The 24,268-nt window shown below is 59.1% G+C and carries 20 protein-coding genes; 10 read left to right on the forward strand and 10 right to left on the reverse strand.

The features are described from left to right. Window positions 1-38: 38 nt before the first annotated feature. Entirely contained in the window at window positions 39-812 is a 774-nt protein-coding gene (locus PAB09_RS07250; RefSeq protein ID WP_271033047.1) for an acetyl-CoA C-acyltransferase, read from the reverse strand. Between PAB09_RS07250 and PAB09_RS07255 the strand changes: the two genes are divergently transcribed. Then, window positions 811-1,524, forward strand: coding sequence for a 3-oxoacid CoA-transferase subunit B (locus tag PAB09_RS07255; RefSeq protein WP_271033048.1), 714 nt, complete (start codon window positions 811-813; stop codon window positions 1,522-1,524). The genes PAB09_RS07250 and PAB09_RS07255 overlap by 2 nt on opposite strands. A gap of 113 nt (window positions 1,525-1,637) precedes the next feature. Here the strand turns inward: PAB09_RS07255 and PAB09_RS07260 are convergent, their stop codons facing one another. The 7 genes from PAB09_RS07260 to PAB09_RS07290 form a co-directional block, all read right to left on the reverse strand. Next, the gene (locus tag PAB09_RS07260; protein WP_271033049.1) at window positions 1,638-2,054 is read right to left on the reverse strand and encodes a metal-sulfur cluster assembly factor; all 417 of its coding nucleotides are present in this window, start codon (window positions 2,052-2,054) and stop codon (window positions 1,638-1,640) included. Continuing rightward, window positions 2,051-2,497, reverse strand: coding sequence for a Fe-S cluster assembly sulfur transfer protein SufU (gene sufU, locus PAB09_RS07265; RefSeq protein WP_271033050.1), 447 nt, complete (start codon window positions 2,495-2,497; stop codon window positions 2,051-2,053). Before sufU ends, PAB09_RS07260 begins: the two co-directional genes overlap by 4 nt. A gap of 3 nt (window positions 2,498-2,500) precedes the next feature. Further along, the gene (locus PAB09_RS07270) at window positions 2,501-3,781 is read right to left on the reverse strand and encodes a cysteine desulfurase (protein WP_271033051.1); all 1,281 of its coding nucleotides are present in this window, start codon (window positions 3,779-3,781) and stop codon (window positions 2,501-2,503) included. Window positions 3,782-3,978: 197 nt separating this feature from the next. Further along, window positions 3,979-4,737, reverse strand: a complete 759-nt coding sequence (gene sufC / locus PAB09_RS07275; RefSeq protein WP_271033052.1) for a Fe-S cluster assembly ATPase SufC — start codon at window positions 4,735-4,737, stop codon at window positions 3,979-3,981. 50 nt (window positions 4,738-4,787) lie between these two features. Then, window positions 4,788-5,978 carry a Fe-S cluster assembly protein SufD gene (gene sufD / locus PAB09_RS07280; protein WP_271033053.1) on the reverse strand — a complete coding sequence of 397 codons (1,191 nt, stop codon included), beginning with the start codon at window positions 5,976-5,978 and terminating at the stop codon, window positions 4,788-4,790. Window positions 5,979-5,982: 4 nt separating this feature from the next. Further along, entirely contained in the window at window positions 5,983-7,428 is a 1,446-nt protein-coding gene (gene sufB, locus PAB09_RS07285; protein WP_271033054.1) for a Fe-S cluster assembly protein SufB, read from the reverse strand. Then, on the reverse strand, window positions 7,425-8,081 hold the full coding sequence (locus PAB09_RS07290) for a helix-turn-helix transcriptional regulator (RefSeq protein ID WP_271035318.1): 657 nt from the start codon (window positions 8,079-8,081) through the stop codon (window positions 7,425-7,427). Before PAB09_RS07290 ends, sufB begins: the two co-directional genes overlap by 4 nt. Before the next feature lie 691 nt (window positions 8,082-8,772). On the opposite strand from PAB09_RS07290, the gene mptB reads away from it, so the two are divergent. From mptB to PAB09_RS07310, 4 genes are all read left to right on the forward strand, one after another. Next, window positions 8,773-10,716 (forward strand): polyprenol phosphomannose-dependent alpha 1,6 mannosyltransferase MptB, encoded by a 1,944-nt coding sequence (gene mptB, locus PAB09_RS07295; RefSeq protein WP_271033055.1) that lies wholly within the window; start codon window positions 8,773-8,775, stop codon window positions 10,714-10,716. A 59-nt stretch (window positions 10,717-10,775) separates the two neighbouring features. Continuing rightward, complete coding sequence (locus PAB09_RS07300; protein WP_271035319.1) at window positions 10,776-11,747, forward strand: ABC transporter ATP-binding protein; 972 nt, start codon at window positions 10,776-10,778, stop codon at window positions 11,745-11,747. A 6-nt stretch (window positions 11,748-11,753) separates the two neighbouring features. Then, window positions 11,754-12,566: an ABC transporter permease gene (locus PAB09_RS07305; RefSeq protein WP_442873650.1), complete on the forward strand. Its 813-nt coding sequence runs from the start codon at window positions 11,754-11,756 to the stop codon at window positions 12,564-12,566. A 274-nt stretch (window positions 12,567-12,840) separates the two neighbouring features. Continuing rightward, the gene (locus PAB09_RS07310; RefSeq protein WP_271035321.1) at window positions 12,841-13,782 is read left to right on the forward strand and encodes a COX15/CtaA family protein; all 942 of its coding nucleotides are present in this window, start codon (window positions 12,841-12,843) and stop codon (window positions 13,780-13,782) included. Window positions 13,783-14,257: 475 nt separating this feature from the next. Here the strand turns inward: PAB09_RS07310 and PAB09_RS07315 are convergent, their stop codons facing one another. Next, window positions 14,258-15,190, reverse strand: a complete 933-nt coding sequence (locus tag PAB09_RS07315) for a heme o synthase (protein WP_271033056.1) — start codon at window positions 15,188-15,190, stop codon at window positions 14,258-14,260. A gap of 1,006 nt (window positions 15,191-16,196) precedes the next feature. On the opposite strand from PAB09_RS07315, the gene tkt reads away from it, so the two are divergent. The 5 genes from tkt to pgl all read left to right on the forward strand — a co-directional run bounded on the left by tkt (window position 16,197) and on the right by pgl (window position 23,701). Beyond that, window positions 16,197-18,290, forward strand: a complete 2,094-nt coding sequence (gene tkt / locus PAB09_RS07320; RefSeq protein ID WP_271033057.1) for a transketolase — start codon at window positions 16,197-16,199, stop codon at window positions 18,288-18,290. A 530-nt stretch (window positions 18,291-18,820) separates the two neighbouring features. Beyond that, a complete protein-coding gene (gene tal / locus PAB09_RS07325) occupies window positions 18,821-19,897 on the forward strand; it encodes a transaldolase (RefSeq protein ID WP_271033058.1) in 1,077 nt (358 codons plus the stop codon). 354 nt (window positions 19,898-20,251) lie between these two features. Beyond that, window positions 20,252-21,823 (forward strand): glucose-6-phosphate dehydrogenase, encoded by a 1,572-nt coding sequence (gene zwf, locus PAB09_RS07330; protein ID WP_271035322.1) that lies wholly within the window; start codon window positions 20,252-20,254, stop codon window positions 21,821-21,823. Between the two features lie 36 nt (window positions 21,824-21,859). Then, complete coding sequence (locus tag PAB09_RS07335) at window positions 21,860-22,810, forward strand: glucose-6-phosphate dehydrogenase assembly protein OpcA (protein ID WP_271033059.1); 951 nt, start codon at window positions 21,860-21,862, stop codon at window positions 22,808-22,810. 177 nt (window positions 22,811-22,987) lie between these two features. Further along, window positions 22,988-23,701 carry a 6-phosphogluconolactonase gene (pgl, locus tag PAB09_RS07340; protein ID WP_271033060.1) on the forward strand — a complete coding sequence of 238 codons (714 nt, stop codon included), beginning with the start codon at window positions 22,988-22,990 and terminating at the stop codon, window positions 23,699-23,701. A 171-nt stretch (window positions 23,702-23,872) separates the two neighbouring features. On the opposite strand, the gene secG is transcribed toward pgl, so the two are convergent. After that, a complete protein-coding gene (gene secG / locus PAB09_RS07345; protein ID WP_271033061.1) occupies window positions 23,873-24,109 on the reverse strand; it encodes a preprotein translocase subunit SecG in 237 nt (78 codons plus the stop codon). Window positions 24,110-24,268: the final 159 nt, after the last annotated feature.

Genomic DNA, 24,268 nt, shown 5'->3' on the forward strand with positions numbered 1-24,268 from the left:
AGAGGCACTGGAACTGGTGCTGTTGGAGGTGTCACGGCCTAAACCCCCTCAATGACAAGCGCAATGCCTTGACCCCCGCCGATACACATGGTGATCAGTCCGTAGCGGATGGAGTTTCGCCGCATGTGGTGCAAAGCCTTGACTGTCAGGATCACTCCCGCCGCGCCGACCGGGTGCCCGAGCGCGATCGCGCCACCAAGCGGATTGACGATTTCCGGATCGAGGTTCAGCGCGCGGGAAACCGCCAACGCCTGGGCGGCGAAGGCCTCGTTCGATTCGATCACCCCGATGTCCGAGAGCTGAAGGCCGGCTGCCGCCAATGCCTTAGGCACCGCCGGGATGGGCCCGAGTCCCATGAGGTGAGGGGGCACGCCCGCTACTGCCCAGGAGACGACACGGGCCAGCGGCTTGAGCCCTTCGCGCTCGACCGCCGAACGAGAGGCAAGCAACACCGCTGCAGCACCGTCGTTGATGCCCGACGCGTTTCCTGCAGTCACCGTTCCTTGGCTTTGAAAGGCCGGAGGCAGCGCCGCGAGCTTATCAAGTGTTGTCGCGCGCGGGTGCTCGTCGGTATCAAACACCGTCGTGCCGTTCTTTGTGTTCAAGGTAACGGGAGCGATTTCTTCGGCAAATAGTCTCGCCTCGATCGCTTCTAGTGTCCGTGACTGACTCGTGGCTGCGCACAGGTCCTGATCTTCGCGCGAGATTCCGTGCTCGCGGGCGATGTTTTCGGCGGTGACACCCATGTGACCGCTTCCGAATGGACAGTGCAAGGTTCCCAATAGCCAGTCACTGACGGTTCCGTCACCCATGCGCTTTCCGCTTACCCCGGAACAAGCTAGGGATAAGCCTATCGAAATTGTTCGTCTGCGCGATAAAGTCGATCACTCCACAGAAACTAGGGCCGCGCTTCTCCGCGAAGACGGCAAGGGATGGAACCGCATCGGCATAAGCGTTCGTGCCGCACAAGAATTGCGGGATGGTGAATACGTCAACCTTGGTGTGGGCATTCCTACCGAAGCAGCCAGCCACGTGCCAGAAGGAATTAGCGTTGTGCTGCACGGTGAGAATGGAATCCTCAATATCGGCCCGTTCCCTACAGAGGAAGAAGTCAATGCCGATCTCATTAACCCAGGTAAGGCCACCACCACCCTGAAACCGGGTGGTGCCACATTTAGCTCCTCAACGAGCTTCTCCATGATCCGCGGCGGACACGTCAACACCGCAATTCTTGGGGCCTTCCAGGTCTCCGAGCGCGGAGACATCGCCAATTGGGGCATTCCCGGCCGCAAGATGAACGGCATGGGCGGTGCGATGGACCTCGTCAAGGGAGCACAACGTGTCATCGCCGTTCTCGAGCACACCGAGAAAAACGGCACCCCTCGCCTCCTGCATGAATGTACCTATCCGCTCACCGCAGCCGGAGTCGTCGAAAGAATCATTACCAGCGCCGCGGTTTTTGATGTCACCGACGATGGCCTGAGACTCGTCGAGCTAGCGCCCGGAGTCACCCTCGAGACATAGCCGCGAATACCGAAGCACACTACTCGATTGCTGAAAACCTCATCCGACACTAGGACAGGCTCGTTGAGCAAAAATTCAAGCGCCCCTTCTAAAAAGGGGGCGCTTATCATTTCCTAGACGCTAAACCCGAGCGCGCGTAGCTGCTCACGTCCGTCTTCAGTGATCATGTGCGGACCCCATGGGGGCATCCACACCCAATTCAGCGTGAGCTTGTCCACCACGCCATTTCCAACGACAGCGGACTGAGCCTGATCCTCGAGGATGTCGGTCAGTGGACAGGCCGGAGAGGTCAAGGTCATGTTGACCTGCGCCTCGTTGCCGTTTTCGATCCAAATATCGTAAACCAAACCGAGGTCTACGACATTGATGCCGAGCTCGGGGTCGATCACGTCGCGCAGATACTCTTCAACATCTGCAGCCTTGGCGAAGTCCTCGTCGGACTGGGGCGGACGCTGAGGCAACGTCTCTTCGGCGGCGTCGCCGAGCGAGGAGGTTACCTGCTCCTCCACCGGGGTGTTTTCTTCACTCATTTGTTCTCCAATGCTTCGGAAGCCGCTGCTTGGAACGCCTTCCATCCAAGCAACGCGCATTTCACGCGTGCGGGGTACTTCGACACGCCGGAAAAGGCGATGCCGTCGCCGATCAAATCCTCGTCACCATCGTATTTGCCACGAGAGGTGATCATCTTTTCAAAGTCGCCTAGCTTGGCCATGGCATCGTCCACAGTCTGGCCAATGATCTCCTCAGCCATGACAGAGGTTGATGCCTGACTGATGGAACAGCCCTGGGCCTCATAGGAAACGTCTTCCACCGTGGAACCATCCTCCGACAGCTTCACTCGAAGAGTCAGCTCGTCGCCACAGCTGGGGTTCACGTGGTGGACCTCGCAGTCATGCGGTTCACGCAACCCCGCATACTGCGGGTTCTTATAGTGATCCAGGATAACTTCCTGATACATGGACTCGATATTCATGAATTAGTCCTCGATCCCCCAGAACTTCTTTGCCGCTATGATCGCCTCCACGAGCGCGTCGATCTCCTCAGTGGTGTTGTAGAGGTAGAAGGACGCACGCGCAGTCGACTGGGCGTTAAGGCTGCGATGAATCGGCCACGCACAGTGATGACCCACGCGGATGCACACACCGTAATTATCGAGCAATTGGCCAAGGTCGTGCGGGTGGATGCCATCGACGACAAAGCTAATGGCACCACCACGGTTGTCTGCTGTGGTGGGACCGATGATGTGCAGCCCCTTGATGGCACCGAGCTTTTCTAGGGCATAAGCCGTGAGTTTATGCTCGTGTGCAGCAATGTTGTCCATGCCGATTTCCTGCAAGAACGTCACGGCTGCGCCGAGTCCCACCACCTGAGAGGTCATCTGTGTCCCGGCCTCGAAGCGTTGCGGCGGGGCGGCAAAGGTGGTCTTTTCCATCGTCACCACCTCGATCATGGAACCTCCGGTCAAAAACGGTGGAAGCTGATCGAGGAGCTCGGCTTTACCATAAACGGCACCGACACCGGCTGGACCAAGCATCTTGTGCCCCGAAAACGCGGCAAAGTCAACGTCAAGCTCATGGAAATTCACCGGCATGTGTGGCACGGATTGGCAGGCATCCAAGACAACGAGGGCGTTGACCGCACGGGCGCGACGAACCAATTCCGCAACATCGGCAACGGCGCCTGTAACGTTGGACTGGTGTGTAAACGCCACGACCTTGACCGAGGAGTCAAGCTCCAAGGAGTCGAGGTCGATACGTCCGTCGGCGGTGGACTTGTACCACTTGAGGGTGGCTCCTGTACGCCGGCACAGCTCCTGCCACGGGACAAGGTTCGCGTGGTGTTCAAGCTCAGTGACAACGACCGTGTCACCTTCCGTAACCTTTAGGGCACCCGCTCGATCATCACCTAAGGTGTATGCGACAAGGTTTAATGCCTCCGTGGCGTTTTTGGTAAAGGCCAACTCGAAGGGGTCGGCTCCGACGAACGCGGCAATCGCTTCGCGTGCATCTTCGTAGGCATCGGTGGCTTCCTCAGCGAGCTGGTAGGCGCCGCGGTGTACGGGGGCGTTGGTGTGGAGTACGAAATGCTCCTCCGCGCGCCAGACCCGCTCCGGGCGTTGCGACGTTGCTCCGGAGTCGAGGTAGACCAACGGCTTGCCATCGCGCACCGTGCGAGACAGTATGGGAAATTCCGCACGGATCTTTGCAACGTTGAGCTCACCGTTGTCGAGGAGGAAAGAAGTCTGCGTATCTGACATGTAGGTGTCGATTCAAAAGTAGTAAACGAAGGTGGGATACCTTCCCGTTACTCACGCATAACGCTTGCCTTACCCGGAAAAATTCCGCAATGACAAGGCAAGCGAGAAGTGATGCGAAGGCCGGTATCCCAACGATAGTGCCGCAGCGGTCGCTGTAGCCGACAACCTAGCGGCTCAATTGTCTGCTTGCCGAAGTACTACTTCAGGAAGCGGTCGTAGCCGTTGGCCTCCAGCTCATCGGCGAGCTCTGGGCCACCGGAGGTGATGATGTGGCCGTTGGCAAAAACGTGTACGAAGTCAGGCTGGACGTAGTTCAGGATGCGCTTGTAGTGGGTGATCATCAAGATTCCGCCATTGGTTTGCTCCTGGTAGCGGTTGATTCCCTCAGAAACGATGCGCAGGGCGTCGACGTCGAGACCGGAGTCGGTCTCGTCCATCACCGCAAACTTCGGCTTCAGCAGGTCTAGCTGAAGTACCTCGTGGCGCTTCTTCTCGCCACCGGAGAAACCCTCGTTCACGGAGCGCTCGCCGAAGGACTTGTCGATGGAAAGCCGATCCTGGGCCTCCCGGACCTCCTTGACCCACTCGCGCAGCTTCGGTGCCTCGCCACGCACGGCGGTTGCGGCAGAGCGCAGGAAGTTAGCCATCGAAACGCCCGGGATCTCGGTCGGATACTGCATGGCCAGGAATAGGCCGGCGCGGGCGCGCTCGTCAACCTCGAGCTCAAGGATGTTCACGCCGTCGAGCAACACCTCGCCCTCGGTGACTTCATAGCGTGGGTGGCCAGCCAGGGTATAGGCCAGGGTGGACTTTCCGGATCCGTTCGGGCCCATGATGGCGTGAGTCTCACCGGAATTGATGGTGAGGTTGACGCCCTTCAGGATCTCCTTCGGAGCGGCATTTTCATCGTTTGGGATGACCTGGGCGTGCAGGTTGCGGATTTCAAGAGTGCTCATCAAAGTTCTTTCAAGTCTATGGGTTAGCGGTGGGCTTGAGTCGTGCGCTTTTAGTTCTTTGCCTGCTTACCCTGCAGGCTGGCAAGCTCGGCGCTGACGCGGTTTTCCAGCTCTTCGCGGATCTCCGCAACGGGGATGCGGCCGATGACCTCGGAGAAGAAGCCGCGGACGATCAGGCGACGAGCTTCCTCTGGCGGGATGCCACGGGACATCAGGTAGAACTCCTGCTCGTCGTCGAAACGGCCGACGGTGGCTGCGTGGCCGGCGCCGACGATCTCGCCGGTCTCGATCTCAAGGTTCGGCACGGCGTCGGCGCGTGCGCCTTCGGTGAGCACCAGGTTGCGGTTGGCCTCGTAGGTGTCGGTGCCCTGTGCGTTAGAGCGGATGAGCACATCGCCCACCCAGGCGGTGCGGGCTTCCGGCTTGTCAGAGTCCGGATCGGCCTGAAGCGCACCCTTGTACAGTACGTTGGAACGGCAATTCGGGACAGCGTGGTCGACGAGGAGGCGCTGCTCGAAGAACTGTCCATCGTCGGCGAAGTAAACGCCGAGCAGCTCCGCGTCGCCGCCGGGGGCGGTAAATTGCACGCGCGGGACCAAGCGCACGATCTCACCACCGAAGACGGCGGTGTTGTGGCGCAGAGTGGCATCGCGGCCCAACTGTGCCTGCTGGCCAGACAGGTGAACTGCGTCGTCATTCCAGGAGGCGTCGACGATGACGGTGAGCTTGGCATTGTCGCCCACGACGAACTCCACGTTGTCGGCGTGGGTGCCAGAGCCGGTGTAACGCAGATCCACCACGGCGCTGGCACCTTGCTCCACTTCCACGACCAGGTGGCCGAAAGAGGTAACCCCTACACCCTTGCCCTCGACGGAGATCACCACGGGCGCGGAGTTGACGCTGTCCTTGGCGAAGCCAATGTAGGTCGCCTCGCTGGCTGAGCTGAAAGCCTGTGCGCCTGTGCGATCGATGGGGGCGCCGGTGCGTCCCACGCGCGGATCGTTCAGCGCGACGGTCTCGGTGGTGACACCTTCGGCACCGCTCGGGACGGTGACGGACACTGCCGGAGTGGTGGCTTCGGCGAAGGTGCCGTCGTGAAGCCCGCGCAGGCGACGCAGCGGGACGAAACGCCAGACCTCATCCTTGCCGTGCGGGACGGCGAAGTCCTCGACGTCGAAGGAACGGAACAGGTCACCCTTGGTGTTGTGGACCGTTGCGTTTTTCGGTTGTACGGAGGTCATGAAACTAGCCCACCGATCCTTCCATCTGCAGTTCAATTAGGCGGTTGAGCTCGAGGGCGTACTCCATCGGAAGCTCCTTGGCAATCGGCTCGACGAAGCCGCGGACGATCATGGCCATGGCCTCGTCCTCGGCGATGCCACGCGACATGAGGTAGAACAACTGCTCCTCGGAAACCTGGGAGACGGTCGCCTCATGTCCCAGCGAGACGTGGTCATTGCGAATGTCGTTGTAAGGGTAGGTGTCCGAACGAGAGATGTTGTCCACCAGCAGCGCATCGCACTCGACGTTGGAGGTGGAGTGGTGGGCGTTGGCGTTGATGCGCACCAAGCCACGGTAGGCAGCACGTCCACCGCCGCGTGCCACGGACTTGGACACGATGTTAGAGGAGGTGTAAGGAGCCATGTGCACCATTTTGGCGCCGGTGTCCTGGAACTGGCCTTCGCCGGCGAAAGCGACGGAGAGCACCTCGCCCTTGGCGTGCGGGCCGGTCATCCACACGGCCGGGTACTTCATGGTGACCTTGGAACCGATGTTGCCGTCGATCCATTCCATCGTCGCACCCTCTTCGCACTTGGTGCGCTTGGTGACGAGGTTGTAGACGTTATTCGACCAGTTCTGGATCGTGGTGTAGCGGCAGCGGCCGCCCTTCTTGACGATGATCTCGACTACCGCGGAGTGCAGGGAGTCGGACTTGTAGATCGGAGCGGTACAGCCCTCCACATAGTGGACGTAGGCATCTTCGTCGACGATGATGAGCGTGCGCTCGAACTGACCCATGTTCTCGGTGTTAATGCGGAAGTAGGCCTGCAGCGGGATCTCCACGTGAACGCCCTTGGGCACGTAAATGAAGGAGCCACCGGACCACACGGCTGAGTTGAGCGCGGAGAACTTATTGTCACCTGCCGGGATAACGGTGCCGAAGTACTCCTTAAACAGCTCCTCATGCTCCTTGAGGGCGGTGTCGGTGTCGACGAAAATGACACCCTGGGACTCCAGGTCCTCACGGATCTGGTGGTAGACCACCTCGGACTCGTACTGGGCGGCGACACCTGCAACGAGGCGCTGCTTCTCGGCCTCCGGGATACCCAGCTTGTCGTAGGTGTTCTTGATGTCCTCTGGCAGCTCTTCCCAGCTGGTGGCCTGCTTTTCGGTGGAGCGGACGAAGTACTTGATGTTGTCGAAGTCGATGTCGGAAAGATCGGCACCCCAGGTTGGCAGGGGCTTCTTTTTGAACAGGCTCAGCGCCTTGAGGCGCTGCTCCAGCATCCACTCGGGCTCATTCTTCTTGGCGGAAATGTCACGGACGACATCCTCATTGAGGCCACGACGGGCCGCAGCACCGGCGGCATCCGAGTCATGCCAACCATAGTTGTAAGGACCGATGGACTCGATGATCTCGTCGTCGGTGGAAGGTGCAGTAACACCAGGGTTTGTAGTCGCCTGAGTCATGAACCGCTCCTTTCTTCGGGAGTTCTGGGTGAGTTTTTCACGATAGGAGTGATGGGAATATTCGTAGTGCAAATGCCGTGTCCGTCGGCAATGGAGGCCAAAGGCTGGACATGATGGCCCAGCAGGCTGGCGATGACCTCATGTTCCGCCTCGCACAGTTCGGGGAATTCCGCCGCCACGCCGGCTATCGGGCAATGGTGTTGGCAGATTTGCACACCCTGGCCAGCGTTGGTGACGGTGGCTGCGTAGCCGTTCTTGCTAAACGCGTCCACCACGGCCTGCGCTGCTTGTTCCAGAGAGTCCGCGTCCTCATCGGCTGGCGTTTGCACCCCTGCTACTATCTGCGCTGCGCGTTTGCGGGCAAAGGCCTTGACGGCCTCATCCCCGCCCGTCTCTCGAAGCGTAGACAGTGCTTGGGCGGCAAGCGAATCGTAGTTGTGTCCGAAGTGGCCACGACCCTGATCCGTGAGCCTGAAGGCCTTGGCGGGACGTCCGCGCGCCTTTTCTCCTGCCACTTTTCGCGGCGGGGCTACTTCGGCGAGGCCTTCGTCGACGAGGATGTCTAGGTGTCTTCTGATTCCGGTGGCTGAAAGCCCCAAAACCTGGGAGAGATCAGTCGCTGAGCTTGCACCCCGTTGAAGCAGAAGCTGCATGATGTGCTTGCGGGTTTCGCCGTCGGTGGTGCGCGAATCGCCTGCATGGCTCTTGGCACGCCCGGCCACAGCTCCACCACCAGTCTGGTTGTGCGTTCGCGCTACCTGCGGTTTCGTATTTGCTGTCATATCGGGGATCTTCACCTCCTGCACTACTCAAGTCCTAACACCTTTAGACAACACTAGTGTTCCTTAAATCTATTCCGCCTATCAACCCCCCATTTGCGCCAACTTTTCACACTCACATTTTTGAAACCACATTCCACCCCTGTGGCACCACTGCCTTTCAGCAGGTAGACGGCACCTTCCTTAGCGCGAGCCTTACCCTGCATGCCCCGTTTGAGTTCGAAAGTAGCCGTCGTTTTTTTGCTTTCCGACGCCTACGGTTCGCACTCCCCAATACAAGAATTCAAGACACAGAGGGCTCAGACGTTTCCCTGGACTTTGTCGTTAAAGAAAATCCGCGTCGTGAAGACTCGTCGCGCCACCGGGAAGCAGTTGGCGTCGGCAAGCAGCAAAAATGCGGCGAAAGACCGAAAGTGGAGTGGAAGAATCCAGCACCGCAGCAAACAACCCTCCTGCCCCTTGGATTGGAGCGTTGAACAAACGAAGCGTATGCCACGTACCGATAGAAGGCTGCCCGTGAGGCGCTCGCCGTGCAATAACAGGTTCCTCGCTAGACTTGACCCTCGTGAAGTATGGTCCGAAGGCTTTGTGGAAAGCCCTAGTTGGGGAGCTGCCCCGCATGGGGCGGGCCGGTTCGCGCAGCTCCAGCCTGCACGCCTCCGAGGAGGATCTACTCTTTGTCACCGACCAAGAATCGGCTCGTGCCACCGAGGCTGAACCCGCCGCCGAGCAAGCCACTCGCACCACGCGCGCCCCTGAGGCACAGTCCGGGAGATCCCCGAGAAACGAGGCATTCGGCACAGGAGTAGCCTCCCCGCCTTGTGGCGAGGACGCACAAGCCCTCGCGGACAGTGCAGCCTCCCCCGAAAACGGGCCAGTGAAGACCCCTTCCGGCGCGGATGCCGAAGCCCACACGCGCACTCGTGACCATTCAGAAAAAACTCCATCCGAGATCCAGGTAGTCACACTTTCTCCATTGGCTTTCGGGCAATTGCGTCGATTCGCCTTTCTTCGGTGGACCGGCACCGTCGGGGCTTTACTCCTTGGAATCGGCGGGCTCGGCGCGGGCGCGCTACCGGTTGTTGATAACCCTTATACCCATGCCCCCTTCGGCTCCATCATGGGGCGCATGCTGCAGACATCGATGATGCTGTGCTTTATCGGCGTAGGCCTGTTGGTCCTTGCCTGGCTTGGCATGTCGGCCTTTTGTGGCGTGCAGTTTCGCCACAGAAGCCGCATTGATTCCGTGGTCAGCGTATCCATGCTGCGGCGAACCTTTATCGCGTGGACGCTGCCCATTGTGGTCTCGGCGCCGATGTTTACCCAGGATATCTACTCCTATCTCGCCAACGGCAAGATCGTACGGCTGGAAATGGATCCCTATTCCGGCGGACCAGTGGACCTCTTGGGTACCGATGATCCCCTCGCGCGCAGCGTTCCTTTTATTTGGGCGCACTCCCCCTCGCCCTATGGGCCGGTATCACTGGGAATCGCGGAATGGATTTCGATTGCGACCGGCGACTCCATAGCGCTTGGGGTCATCGCCCATCGACTCGTCTCCATCGCGGGCGTGTCCATCGCCGCGTGGGCCATGTACCGACTCGCCAGACGATGCCGCGTACTTCCCCAGGCAGCGTTATGGCTGGGCATACTCAACCCCCTGACGCTGCTGCATCTGATCGCAGGCATCCACAACGAATCCATCATGCTCGGCCTAGCGCTTGCTGGCTTCGAGGTCGGCCTCATCGGCTGCGATCGCATTCGGCTCGAGTTACATCGCAGCGGTTGGCTTCTGGTCGGCGCATCCGGGTTTCTCATCTCGTGCGCAGGCATGGTCAAGGTGTCAGGGTTTATCGGGCTTGGCTTCGTGGGCGTGGTGCTTGCCCGAAGCCTGCACGCGCGAGGCCAGCGTCGAGGCATAGCACTCATCGTCGCCATCGCAGTCCAGGCTGTCGTCTTGGTAGCCAGCATCGCGATCGTCACGATTGCCAGCGGCATCGGCATCGGCTGGATTACCGGACAAGGCGGAGCGGCGACAATTAGAAGCTGGATGTCGCTGTCAACCTCGGTGGGTGTTATCTCCGGCTGGTGGGCCATGGTACTGGGCCTAGGTGATCACACGGAAGCCATCCTTTCATTCACGAGGTTGATCGGCGTCGGCATCGCGGTCGCTTTCATGCTGCGCATGCTCCTTGCCAGCTTCGCCGGGCGCATCAACGCCATTGGCGCGTTGGGGGTATCCACCTTGGTTTTGGTGATCTTCTTCCCCGTCGTACACCCCTGGTACATCCTGTGGGCCGTTTTCCCAACCGCGCCGTGGGCCAACCGCCTGTTTTTCCGCTTCGCCGTCGTGGTGTACTCGGTGTTTGTATCCTTCATGGTGCTGCCCCGCGGCATGGGGCTGCCGCCGGGCACGGTTGTCTCCATCTACGTCGGTTCACTCGCCGGATTCCTGTGTCTTATCACCTTCGCGATGTGGATTAACCGCCGTCGGGGAATCATGTCCTAAACTGTTTGTTCGTGACGCACGAGAACTTTAGCCCAGCACCAAGCGGGCATCGTGGGCAGATTCCTGTGGATTCGCGTGACAGCAATCAACTCGCACCGGCCCTGGTAATCAAAGACCTAGTAAAGACTTATGGCAACAAACAGGCCGTCGCAGGCCTGAGCTTAAGCGTCCAACGAGGCGAGATCCTTGCCTTTCTCGGCCCCAATGGCGCTGGCAAGACCACCACCATCGAGATCTGTGAGGGCTTTACTAAGGCAACGTCAGGACAGGTTCGCGTCCTTGGCATTGATCCCAGCCAACACCCGGATGAGGTGCGGCGCCGCATCGGCATCATGCTGCAAGGCGGTGGCAGCTATTCCGGAATCAAGGTCGGTGAGATGATCAAGCTTGCCGCCTCATACAACGAGAACTCGCTCGATCCTGAGTGGCTGCTCAAACTTGTGGCGCTAGAAAATGTTCGCAACACCACCTACCGGCGCCTTTCCGGTGGCCAGCAGCAACGCCTCTCGCTTGCACTAGCTCTGATCGGCCGGCCCGAATTGGTGTTCCTCGATGAGCCAACTGCTGGACTAGATGCCCAGTCCCGGCTTTTGGTGTGGAAGATCATCGAGAAACTCCGCGAGGATGGGGTCACCGTGGTGCTTACCACCCACCTCATGGACGAGGCTCAAGCTCTAGCCGACCGCGTGGCCATCATCGATCACGGCAAGCTGGTCGCCTGGGGAACCATCGATGAGCTTCGCAATAGAGGCGCAAAGACCCACCACCTCAACTTCTCCACCGCCACCGCGCTCGATCTCTCGCAGGATTTTACTTTCGAAGGTAGCTCCATCGCCGGGCTTCACACGCTCGGCGTCGCGGAGAGACGACCGTTGACCTACACGAGCAACAAGCCGGCTACCCCTGCGCTTATTACTGCCATCGCCACGGCCGCGAAGGCACAGGACGTGCTCATTACCAATCTCGATTCCGAAACCAGCTCGTTGGAGGATGTCTTCTTAGACATCACCGGCCGCAGCCTGAGGAGCTAGATCATCATGAAAAAGACTTCTGAAAGCTTTACCGCCGACGAGACCCTCGACCCCACCGAGTTCACCTTCGCGCCAGGCACGTTTTCACCCAACCCACAGCGAGCCTCGGTTGGTGCCATGCTGCTGGCACAGGGAAAGATCGAAGCTACCTTGTTTCTGCGCCACGGCGAACAGCTCTTGCTCAGCTTTATCATTCCGCTGGGGATGCTCATTGCCGTTGCCACTTTGCCCATCATCGACGATCCGGATCCGTTACACAAGGGATTCCCGCTGATGTTGGCGATAGCTGCGATGAGTTCCGGTTTTACCGGCCAGGCCATTTCTTTGGCCTTCGATCGTCGCTATGGTGCACTGAAACGCACCGGCGCCAGCGGGGTGCCCAGCTGGACGATTATCGTCGGCAAGATCCTCGGCGTGGTTGCGGTCTCGGTGCTCCAGCTCCTCGTGCTGGGTACGGCTGCTCTCCTTTTGGGTTGGCACACCACAGGCAGCGGGGCTTTCTACGTGACATGCGTGTTTTTTCTCGGAGTGGCCGCGTTTACGTCGCTCGGCATGGCCATGGGTGGCACGCTTTCTTCCGAGCTTGTTTTGGGGCTTGCCAACCTGATGTGGATCGCCTTGATTGGCGCTGCGGCCCTTTTGTTGTTCCGCGCCCCGGACAATCCAAGCCCGGCTTTCCAAATCGTGCCAAGCATTTCGCTTTCCGACGGCATCCTCTATGCATCAGAAGGCAACTGCCCGGGAGTGCAACTAATCATTTTGCTTGGCTGGCTCATTGTGGGAACCGCGATCGCCACGAAGTGGTTCCGCTTTTCCTAGTCTTGTGGAAGATATGCTCTTCCGGCGCCCATTGAACACCCACACCCACCCAGCCTGTACTTTAGGTTTTAGAGGCAAAAGCACAGGCCACATGTAATTTTCGGCCCGTTCCAAACCTTAGTTGGGAGCGGCTCTCCCACTTTCGTGGGATATGCCACGCCCGTTTGGGGAATTCGGACACCGGTTTTTGGTTGGTGCTCCATTAGTATGGGTATTCGTGACTACTACACCAACGACTCCCTCATCCGGACTCCTTGGGCGTTTTGCCCCGGCCATGTCCACGCAGAAGAAGCTCGCGCTGGCATTGCTGATCGCGCAAGGCGCCATCACCATTACCGGCTCCATCGTTCGTGTTACCGGTTCCGGCCTGGGCTGCGATACGTGGCCGAACTGCCAAGAAGGATCTCTGGTGCCCGTCCAAGGGGCTGCACCCGCTGTGCACCAAGCCATCGAGTTTGGTAACCGCATGCTGACCTTCGTCCTGGTTGCCCTCGCCGTCTCCGTCCTCATCGCCGTACTTTCTGCACATCGCCGCAAGGAAATCGTCAACCACGCCCTTTTCCAATGCTTCGGCATTGTCGTGCAGGCGGTCATCGGCGGCATCTCGGTTCTGCTGGATCTGCAGTGGTGGGCCGTTGCCCTGCACTTCCTGCCCTCAATGATCCTCGTGTGGGCCGCAGGCATCCTTTACACCCGCATTCAAGAACCCGATGATGGCACCCGTCGCACCGTGCTGCAAAGCAGCACCCGGGGCTTGAGCTTTATCTCTGCCGTGGTGATGTCAGCGGTGTTGGTGACCGGCACGATGACTACCGGTGCTGGCCCGCACTCCGGCGACGAGGGCGTCGGCATGGAGGGCCGCCTCGAAGTAGACATCGATATGATGGCGCACGTTCACGCCTGGGTGATGTACGCCTACCTCGCAATCACGGTGGTGCTCGTGGCCTTGCTGATCTTCCAGCGCGCCCCGCAGCGCTCGCAACGTCTCGGCTGGACCTTGATCTTCTTCATCATTGTTCAGGCTGCCGTTGGTATCGCACAGTACCGGCTGGGAGTGCCCCTGTGGACGGTTCCGCTTCACATCGGTCTGTGCTCCTTCGTCGTAGCTTTTAGCGCCTTGCTCTTTGCCACCGGCGTCGAGCGCATGGGACCGAACACGTGGGTTACGGGCAGCCCCGAGGGGGACACCAAACGCGCTGCTCTAGCCAAGGTATAGCCCAAACTAGCTTCACTGCTTTCGTTTCGACCTCAATCCGCCTCCCCAATCATCTGGGGAGGCGGATTTGTGCTTTCCGACGTTCCCAGGCCGCACCCCGCACCGTGCTTGTCTTCGTGGAGCGTGTAGTTGTTATCTGCGTCGGCGATGACGGATGTTGTGGGCTCTGATGGGTCACTTGTACCCGACTGCCTGCCTCCACAGGCTCGTCGCAACGTTGGCGAGCCCCACCGCCTACTTCCCTAACGCATTCTCAGGCGTGCAATCAGAGTGTGCTCGCGCATCTCCACGCCTTCCAAGCACCCGGGCACCCGGACACCGCGGTCGTCGGCAAGCAAAAAACGCCACAGCCTGCGAGCGATGAGGCTGTGGCGGTTGCGGCCGAAACGTGGCCAACGTGCAACTTAAGGCAACTCGCACCACTGGAGGTAGGACCGCCCACCTAGCGGCTTCGCGATACCTGTGAGTCCAGTGTTTAGAAGAAAGTGGTGGTCCAACCCAGCATGCTTCCGATGGTCGGGAGGCCGAGCACGGCGTCAACGGACAGGCCAACAAATAACAAGGCGAGATAGTTGTTTGAGAGGATAAAAAGCTTCAAAGGCTTGACGGGAGCGCCATTTTTGATGCCGTTATGGAGCACGATTGCCATCACCAAGAACCAGATGCCTGCAACCACCGAAATGACGGCGTAAATCCATCCGGCGGCCGGGATCAATAAGAAGGTCGTGACAATGGTGGCGAGGGTGTACCAGACGATTTGCCTCGTCACCTGCTCGGCGGTGCGCACCACAGGAAGCATGGGCACGCCAGCAGCGGCATAATCATCCTTATACTTCATGGCCAATGCCCACGTGTGCGGAGGGGTCCAGAAGAAGATGATCATAAACAATACGATCGCCTGCCACCACTGATGCGGCACCCCTTCTGGCAGATTGTCGGTTACTGCCGCCCAGCCAACAACAACCGGCATGCATCCGGCGGCCCCGCCCCAGACGATATTCATATGGGTGCGACGCTTCAGGATCTTGGTGTAGATCAAGATGTAGAACATGATGGTGATCGTCACGAACACGGCCGCAAGCAGCGAATTGCACAGCAGCCACAACCACAGGAAGCTCACGATAGTCAGCGTCCACGCAAAGATCGTAGCCTGCTGGTTGGTGACCTTATGCCGAACCAACGGACGGGCCCGGGTGCGGCCCATCTTTTGATCAATATCGGAATCGGCGACCATGTTAAAGGTGTTGGCAGCTGCAGCTCCCATCCAGCCACCAACGAGGGTGAGCAAGATGAGCAGGATGTTTGTCTCTCCACGCTCAGCCTGAAGCATCGCTGGAATCGTGGCAACCAAAAGGAGTTCGATCACTCTCGGCTTCGTCAATGCGATATAGGCCTTGATCGTGTCCAAAGGACTTCCTCCAGCAAATCTCTAACGTCAAAGAAACGTGCCACCCTTTTTGATGACACATCAGGCACCGACTAGTCGGTTACCGAGCATAAAAAGTTCCCAGCACCACACCAACGACCGGAATCGGAGGCGCAACGCTCCCATTATTGTGCGCTGCGCAGGGGTAATTGAGGGCCCCAAACAGCGCTTCGTATCCCACATGAGGAAAAGTTTGCGCGGTAGATCGCTGACCACAGCAGGGGGCTGGGTTTTCTTAGCCTCACAATGGTAGCCCTTTATTTCAGGTTTGTTGAAACGACACTCCTCAACCCCACCCCGCCGGGGTTATCCACCATTGGTATCCGATGGATGGGAACAAAAGTTGGATACACACAAATCCAGCAGCTGGCCACCCCACGATGAAACAGGCCCAGCCCAAGCCTGCCTCCACATTGTGCACACAATCTCCAATGCCCCCTCGATAGTCACGGAGATGGGAAATAGAATGCATTCGCCCTACCCTCGGTCACTTCTCTTCCACCACCACGTAGATTGCACAACCTGTTAATTTTCTTTTGCACCTCTCGCGCACGAGTGAAGAATTGTGATTGCTAGGACCAGCAGCGCGCTCATTAATGCAGGTCACAAATAATGTGGTCGAAAAGTTGTGTTTCCCACACAAAGAAATGACCGATTTTGCCCGAAGCGGTGTCCCTTTGTAGAGCCAAGGCGACTACAATAGTAGAGGCGTCATTTTCTTGATGATCCGCATACTGCATTCCTCATACCGATCACTGATCCACACACGTGGTGCGCTTCCGCCGAAATCGGCATGGTGCCCGCTGTGCCCACAGTGCTCACGGTGATCGAGGAAGGTCGGCGCCGCGCCAGAATCCAGTTCCTGGATTGTGACACCGCTTTCTTGATACGGGGGCGATCCCCAATCAACTCCGCAGTGCCGGGGCAGTATGGTGGCCCGCTCGAAATCCCGATGTGAAATTCCCTATGCATAATAAGGACGGAATTCGTGACTTTGTCTCCTGAGCTTCAGGCTCTCACCACTCGCAACTACCCTGCCGATTGGACCGACACCGACACCCTAGCCGTGGACACCGTCCGCGTGCTGGCAGCCGATGCCGTTCAAAAGTGCGGTTCCGGACACCCGGGCACCGCGATGTCTCTGGCGCCTTTGGCATACACCCTGTTCCAGCGAGTGATGAACCTCGACCCGAACGACACCGAGTGGGCCGGCCGTGACCGCTTCGTACTGTCTTGTGGTCACTCTTCCCTGACTCAATACATCCAGCTTTACTTGGGCGGATTTGGCCTCGAGCTTGACGATCTCAAGGCGCTGCGCACATGGGGTTCTTTGACCCCAGGGCACCCGGAATACCGCCACACCAAGGGTGTGGAAATCACCACCGGCCCGCTCGGGCAAGGCCTCGCTTCCGCGGTCGGCATGGCCATGGCAGCCCGTCGTGAGCGCGCACTATTCGACCCCGCAGCCCCCGCTGGTACTTCGCCTTTCGATCACTACATCTACGTCATCGCCTCCGACGGCGACCTGCAGGAAGGCGTTACCGCTGAGGCGTGCTCGTTGGCAGGCACGCAAGAGCTGGGCAACCTCATCGTGTTCTGGGATGACAACCACATCTCCATCGAAGAGGACACCGCCATTGCTTTCACCGAAAAGGTCGTCGACCGCTACAAGGCATATGGCTGGCAGGTTCTCGAGATCGAGGGCGGCGAGGACGTCGTCGCTTTCGAGGCTGCTGTCGCAGAGGCAAAGAAGGATACATCCCGCCCGACCTTCATCCGCGTACGTACCGTCATCGGCTACCCTGCCCCGAACAAGATGAACTCTGGTGCGGTTCACGGTGCCGCCCTAGGCGATGCCGAGGTTGCTGGCACCAAGGAGGCATTGGGCTTCGATCCAAACAAGACCTTCGACGTTGCCGATTCTGTCATCGAGCACACCCGCAAGCTGACCGAGCGCGGCGCCGCAAAGCACGCCGAGTGGCAAAAGTCCTTCGACGCATGGGCTGCCGCCAACCCCGACAACCTCGCACTTTTCGAGCGTCTGAGCAAGCGTGAGCTTCCGGAAGACTTCGATGCGCAGCTTCCTACCTGGGATGCCGACCCGAAGGGTGTTGCAACCCGTAAGGCCTCTGAGGCTACCTTGCAGGCACTGGGCAAGACCCTGCCTGAGCTGTGGGGCGGTTCCGCCGACTTGGCCGGCTCCAACAACACCGTCATCAAGGGCGAACCTTCCTTCGGCCCGGCCTCCATCACTACCGAGACCTGGAGCACCGAGCCCGGTGGACGCAACCTGCACTTCGGCATCCGCGAGCATGCCATGGGCTCGATCATCAATGGCATTGCGTTGCACGGTGGCACCCGCGCCTACGGCGGCACCTTCCTCATCTTCTCCGATTACATGCGCCCGGCTGTTCGCCTGGCAGCCCTGATGGGCACCGACGCCTACTACGTCTGGACCCACGACTCCATTGGCCTTGGCGAGGACGGCCCGACCCACCAGCCGGTCGAGCAGCTTGCTTCGCTGCGCGCCATCCCCGGCGTTTCCATGCTGCGTCCCGCCGACGCAAACGAGACCGCAGCAGCATGGCGCGCCGCATTGCTGTACAAGGAGTCGCCCAAGGGTCTGGCCCTGACCCGTCAGAACGTCCCCGTTTTGGAGGGCACGAAGGAGAAGGCTCGCGAGGGCGTCGTTCGCGGCGCCTACGTTCTGGTCGAAGGCTCCAAGGAAACTCCTGACGTTATTCTCATGGGTACCGGCTCCGAGGTTCAGTTGGCCGTCGAAGCAGCGAAGACCCTCGAAGCCGAGGGCGTGGCTGCACGAGTGGTTTCGGTTCCTTGCCTGGATTGGTTCCTCGAGCAGGACGCCGAGTACCAAGAGTCGGTCCTTCCTACTGCGGTCACGGCACGAGTTTCCGTCGAGGCTGGCATCGCGATGCCGTGGTACCGCCTGCTGGGCACCAAGGGCCGCGCGGTGTCGCTCGAGCACTTCGGCGCATCGGCACCCTATGAGAAGCTCTTTGAGGAATTCGGCATTACCGCCGAGGCCGTCGTCGCGGCCGCACACGAGTCGCTAGACGCCTAGAGTCACACAGCGTCTAAGCAACGCCATCTCGCTTTGTTTGGGACCGGTGTTGAGAGGGTCATCAATTGAATGAAAGCTCAGTTGGTGGCCCTCTTTTTGCACCGCCGTGTTGTGGTCTAACAACTGGGGAAACTCTGGATGAGCTTCAGGAAATGAAACGATAGCTTCCTTTCGCGGACTCAGATGCACCCAAGAACCTGGCATCATGGTTGATTTCCTGCCCGTCTCCGAGCTTTCTTCGCGCCGACAGGCGGGGGAAATTTCTCCGGCCGCATTTCCGTTGCGCACGGTAGGGCCGTGCAGAGATCGTTTCCTCATGGCAGATGATCGCGAGTGACAGCCGTGATGTGCCTTGGCATGGCCTAGGGCTTGGCAACCTGGAATGAAAGACCCCTCCAATGCCTTTCGATATTCCTGCCCAGCATGTCCGTCGTCGCCGGTGTGCTTCCAGAGTTGTACCCAGCCGCGACCTTAGAATTTTGACATTTACTTCCACTTTTCCTTCATATTTTCGAAAAGGATGATCCTTTATGAACGCAATTGACAAACTTGCCCAAGCTGGCACCTCCACCTGGCTTGATGATCTGTCCCGTGAGCGCATTACGAGTGGAAACCTCAAGGAATTGCTTACCACCAAGTCCATCGTCGGCGTGACCACCAACCCAGCGATCTTTGCCGCAGCAATGAGTAAGGGAACGGCATACGATGCACAGATTGCTCAGCTCAAGGCCGCAGGCGCATCCGTCGATGAAGCCGTCTACGCAATGAGCATTGACGACGTTCGCGATGCGTGCGATATCTTCGCGGAGACTTTCGAGGCCTCGGGCGGCGAGGATGGACGCGTGTCCATCGAGGTCGACCCGCGCATTTCCGCCGACGCCGAGGCCACCCTTGCCCAGGCTCGCGAGCTGTGGGCCAAGGTCGATCGCCCGAACGTCATGATCAAGATTCCTGCAACCCCTGGCTCCCTGCCAGCCATCTCTGATGCTTTGGCAGAAGGAATTAGCGTCAACGTGACCCTGATTTTCTCCATCGAGCGCTACCGCGAAGTTATCGCTGCGTACATCGATGGCATCAAGCGTGCCGCAGCCGCCGGAGTGGACGTGTCGTCCATTTACTCCGTGGCCTCTTTCTTCGTCTCCCGCCTCGACACCGAGGTCGACCGCCGTCTCGAGGAGATCGGTTCAGCTGAGGCACTCGCCCTGCGCGGCAAGGCTGGCGTGGCCAACGCGCAGCTGGCCTACGCCCTGTTTGAGGAGGAGTTCGCCAAGGCCGAGCTACCTGTTGGCGCCAATGTACAGCGCCCGCTTTGGGCCTCGACCGGCGTGAAGAACCCGGAATACTCCCCCACGCTGTACGTCACCGAACTTGCCGGACCTCACACGGTCAACACCATGCCGGAAGCAACCATCGACGCCGTCCTTGCCGCCGACGACATTCGTGGCGCCACCTTGGGCGATGCCACCGCTGCCGGCACGATGGAAGCCATCGCCGCCGCTGGAATCGACTTTGCCGACGTGTTCGAGGTTCTCGAGCGCGAGGGTGTGGACAAGTTCGTTGCAGCGTGGAACGAACTGCTGGAAAAGATGGGCGCTCGCCTGGCCTAATTATTGGAACTAACCCGGCGGGGTAGATACATCCCGCCGGGTGCGGACAGGTCAACGTCGGAGAGCTAGCGTGCGACTTGTTGTCGCGCACCCTCATCCAGCACCTTCCTTAGCGGCGACTCGAAGATGCGGAATTTTTTCCCAGCTGCCCGCACCAAGCGCCCATTTCACGGTGCCCTCGCCCAGCTAGCACGAGCACGCAAGGTTGGTGCACAAGGCAACTGGCACTCTGATTGCAATAATCTGTGAGCAATCGGGCAAAAACAAGCCTATTCTCACACACGACGGTGTGGATGGGTAAAATCCAAGGACGTGAATGAACCAGTGACTACTAGCAATCCATTTGAAGGATTGATTACTCCTTCGGACTCGAGCGAGCCTTCCGATGCCCGGTTCGGCGACGAGACATGGAGCAACCCTCTTCGAGACAAGCAAGACAAGCGTCTCCCCCGCATCGCCGGGCCTTCTGGCATGGTTATCTTCGGAGTCACCGGCGACCTCGCGCGCAAGAAACTCCTGCCCGCCATTTATGACCTGGCTAACCGTGGCCTCCTGCCCGCTGGTTTCACACTCGTCGGCTACGGTCGCCGCAACTGGTCCAAGGCGGAGTTCGAGGCCTACGTTGAAAAGGCCGTCAAGGCTGGTGCCCGCACCGACTTCCGCGATAACGTGTGGGCACGTCTGGCCGAAGGCATGGAATTTGTCACTGGCAACTTTGACGACGATGCCGCCTTCGATAACCTAGCCACTCGCCTGGGTGAGCTTGATGTTGAGCGAGGTACAGCAGGTAACTGGGCGTTTTATCTCTCCGTACCGCCGGACAACTTCTCCGATGTTTGTCATCAGTTGCAACGCTCGGGCATGGCCCAGGGACCAGGTGCCTCATGGCGTCGCGTGATCATTGAAAAGCCCTTCGGGCACGATCTAGAGTCCGCCAAGCAGCTCAATAACCTCATCAATTCGGTATTTCCCGAAAGGTCGGTCTTCCGTATCGACCACTACCTGGGCAAGGAAACCGTCCAGAACATCATGGCATTGCGTTTTGCCAACCAGCTTTTCGATCCGTTGTGGAACTCCCACTACGTTGACCACGTGCAAATCACGATGGCCGAAGACATCGGTCTCGGTGGCCGCGCAGGCTACTACGACGGCATCGGCGCTGCCCGTGACGTCATTCAAAACCACCTCATTCAACTATTGGCTTTGGTGGCCATGGAGGAACCGATTGACTTTACCCCGGAGGAACTCCAAGCAGAAAAGATTAAGGTGCTGCGCGCAACCACACCGGTAGAACCCTTCGCTCGAACTACAGCCCGTGGCCAGTACTCCGCCGGCTGGCAAGGATCCGAGTTCGTTCCTGGTCTACGCGACGAGGAGGGGTTCGATCCTGACTCCACCACCGAAACCTATGCGGCCTGCACGCTGATGATCAATTCCCGTCGCTGGGCCGGTGTCCCCTTCTATCTCCGCACAGGCAAACGCCTCGGCCGACGGGTCACCGAAATCGCGCTTGTATTCAAGGATGCGCCACACCAACCCTTTGATGCCGGAACCAGGCATGCCCAAGGCCAAAATGTGGTGGTCATTCGCGTCCAGCCCGACGAGGGCATGCTCATGCGCTTCGGCTCCAAAGTCCCCGGCTCAGCCATGGAAGTCAGGGACGTCAACATGGACTTCTCCTACTCTGAGGCGTTTACCGAAGAATCCCCTGAGGCTTACGAGCGCTTGATCCTTGATGCCCTCCTCGACGAGGCGAGCCTATTCCCGACCAACGAAGAGGTTGAGTTGAGCTGGAAGATCCTGGATCCGATTTTGCAGTATTGGGCCAAATCCGGACGCCCGGAGGAGTACCCGGCGGGTACCTGGGGACCAGAGTCCGCCGACCGCATGCTGGCACGCGAATCCCGCGTCTGGCGCCGCCCTTAGCCGCCACCGAGTGGTTGATTTTCAAAAGGAAAAGCCATGATCTTTGAATTACCGGATTCAAACACCCGGGAGATCGCGAAAACGCTCGTGCGTATTCGCGACACCGGCGGCCAGGTCACCACCAGCCGCGTTCTCTCGCTCATCGTCATCGCCCATCAAGAGGATGACGTCGAGGCCGTCATCAGGGCGACAAACGAGGCCTCCCGCGAGCATCCCTCCCGTGTCATCGTTCTTATCCAAGGCGATGAGTCCGCAGAACCCTCACGCATCGACGCAGAGGTCCGTATCGGTGGTGACGCTGGCGCCTCGGAAGTGATCCTGATTAACCTTGACGGCAAGGTGTCGAAGAATCTCGTCCACGTGGTCACTCCGCTGCTACTGCCGGATACCCCCATCGTTGCCTGGTGGCCGTATTCCGCTCCGGTGGATCCCGCATCCGATCCCATGGGCCAGATTGCACAGCGCCGCATCACCGATTGTTTCTTCGATGTCCACGAGGATGCTCTCTATCATCGCAAGAACCACTATGTTCCAGGTGACAGCGACATCGCCTGGGCACGGCTGACGCCCTGGCGCGGAGTAGTTGCCTCAGCGCTCGACCAACCGCCACACGAAATGGTTCAAGAAGTGCGCGTGGCAGGTCCGGTGGGCTCCCCGAGCGTCGACTTGGCGGCCGGATGGTTGATGGATCGCCTGGGTGTTCCCGTATCCAGGCTCGTCGACCCGCAGGCTGGAGCCTGCGATGCCGATTCCATTCCGGTAAGCCGCATCGAGCTCGATCGCCCTTCCGGGACGGTGGTTCTCGAGGTGCTGCCGGATCAGCAAACGCTTGCGGTTTCATTCCCAGGAAAGGAACCGGCCTTGGTTGCCATTTCGCGCCGCACGACTGCAGACTGCCTCGCCGAGGAGCTGCGTCACCTCGATCCCGACGTGGCCTATCAGCGGGCCTTGCTGGGACTTGCCCACGTGGCGTACCCGGAAATCTAGTTCTACGCCCGCGCTGATTCGCGCGGGCTTTTTCGGACCCTTGTCGCTCTTAACCCGAGGCCAAACGGACATCAATCCGTCCGACCCCACCTGTCTAGGTTAAGCTGATAAGAATTCACTCGCTGTTCCCACAGACACGAATGAGACACAATTTCAATCGAGAAGAGGAGTTTTAACGTGGAAGTTGTTGCCCAACCGGATGCGGAGGCAGTTGCCGAAGAGGCGGCTAAACGTTTTGCGAAAGTGGTTCGAAAGGTTGCCAAACGCGGCGGCGTCTCGGGTGACGGAATCGCGCGCATCGTCCTGACAGGCGGTGGCCCCGGCATCGCTATGCTTCGGAAACTGGTCAACCACGACATCGACTGGGAACGCGTTCATGTCTTCTTCGGCGATGAGCGCAACGTGCCGGTAACGGATCCAGAATCCAATGAGGGCCAAGCCCGCGAGGCGCTCCTCGAGCACGTTGATATCCCAGAGGCAAACATCCACGGTTATGGGCTAGGCGGTGTCGATCTCAACGCCGCCGCCGAAAACTACGAAGCTGTGCTCGCTGACTTCGCACCAGACGGCTTCGATCTGCACCTTTTGGGCATGGGCGGTGAGGGCCACATCAATTCCTTGTTCCCGCACACCCCCGCGGTCAAGGAAAAAGAACACCTCGTGGTGGCTGTGACCGATTCGCCCAAGCCACCGGCTGAGCGTGTGACATTGACCCTGCCTGCCGTTCATCGTGCAAAGCGCGTGTGGATCGTTACTGCCGGCACCGCCAAGGCCGAGGCCATCAAGGCCGTGGTCGATGGAAAAAAGGCCGTCGACTGGCCCGCCGCCGGGGCGACTGGCACGAAGGAAACCCTTCTGATCGTAGACAAGGAAGCGGCCTCCTTGCTCTGATAGGCCTACAGACTCAAAAGACCTCGCCGCGGGTGCCCGAGTAGCGAGGTCTTCACTTGCGCAGGTGACTTTCTGCGCACAAACTAGAAAGCGGTGGCGTATCGGCCACCGCTTTCGCAATAGTGAGCTGGAAACTTGGGGGTTCTCAGTACCCAAGCGAGTCCCGAAATCCTAAGACCCGTAGGCCTGGATCAGGTTCAGACCAATAATGCATGCGATCCAGATCAGGCCGGTGAAGATGGTCACGCGATCTAGGTTCTTTTCCACCACTGTGGAACCGGACAGGTTAGACTGCACGCCACCGCCGAATAGCGAGGACAGGCCACCACCCTTGCCCCTGTGCAGCAGGACGAACAAGGTCATTATCACGCACGAAATGATCAGAATAATTTCTAGCGCCAGTGTCATACAATTTCCTCAATCTAGCGAACTCATAAAGCTATGAACGCGACAATCGCCAACAATTCCACACCGCTGCTACGCAGGTTCCAACGAATCTTCACACAGCTAAGGTGCAAGCGCAAACTGAAAGTCTCGCAATCCCTGCCTGCCAGAAGCCACGCGCCC

Source organism: Corynebacterium sp. SCR221107, from assembly GCF_027886475.1.
In the GTDB taxonomy this organism is placed as follows: Bacteria; Actinomycetota; Actinomycetes; order Mycobacteriales; family Mycobacteriaceae; genus Corynebacterium.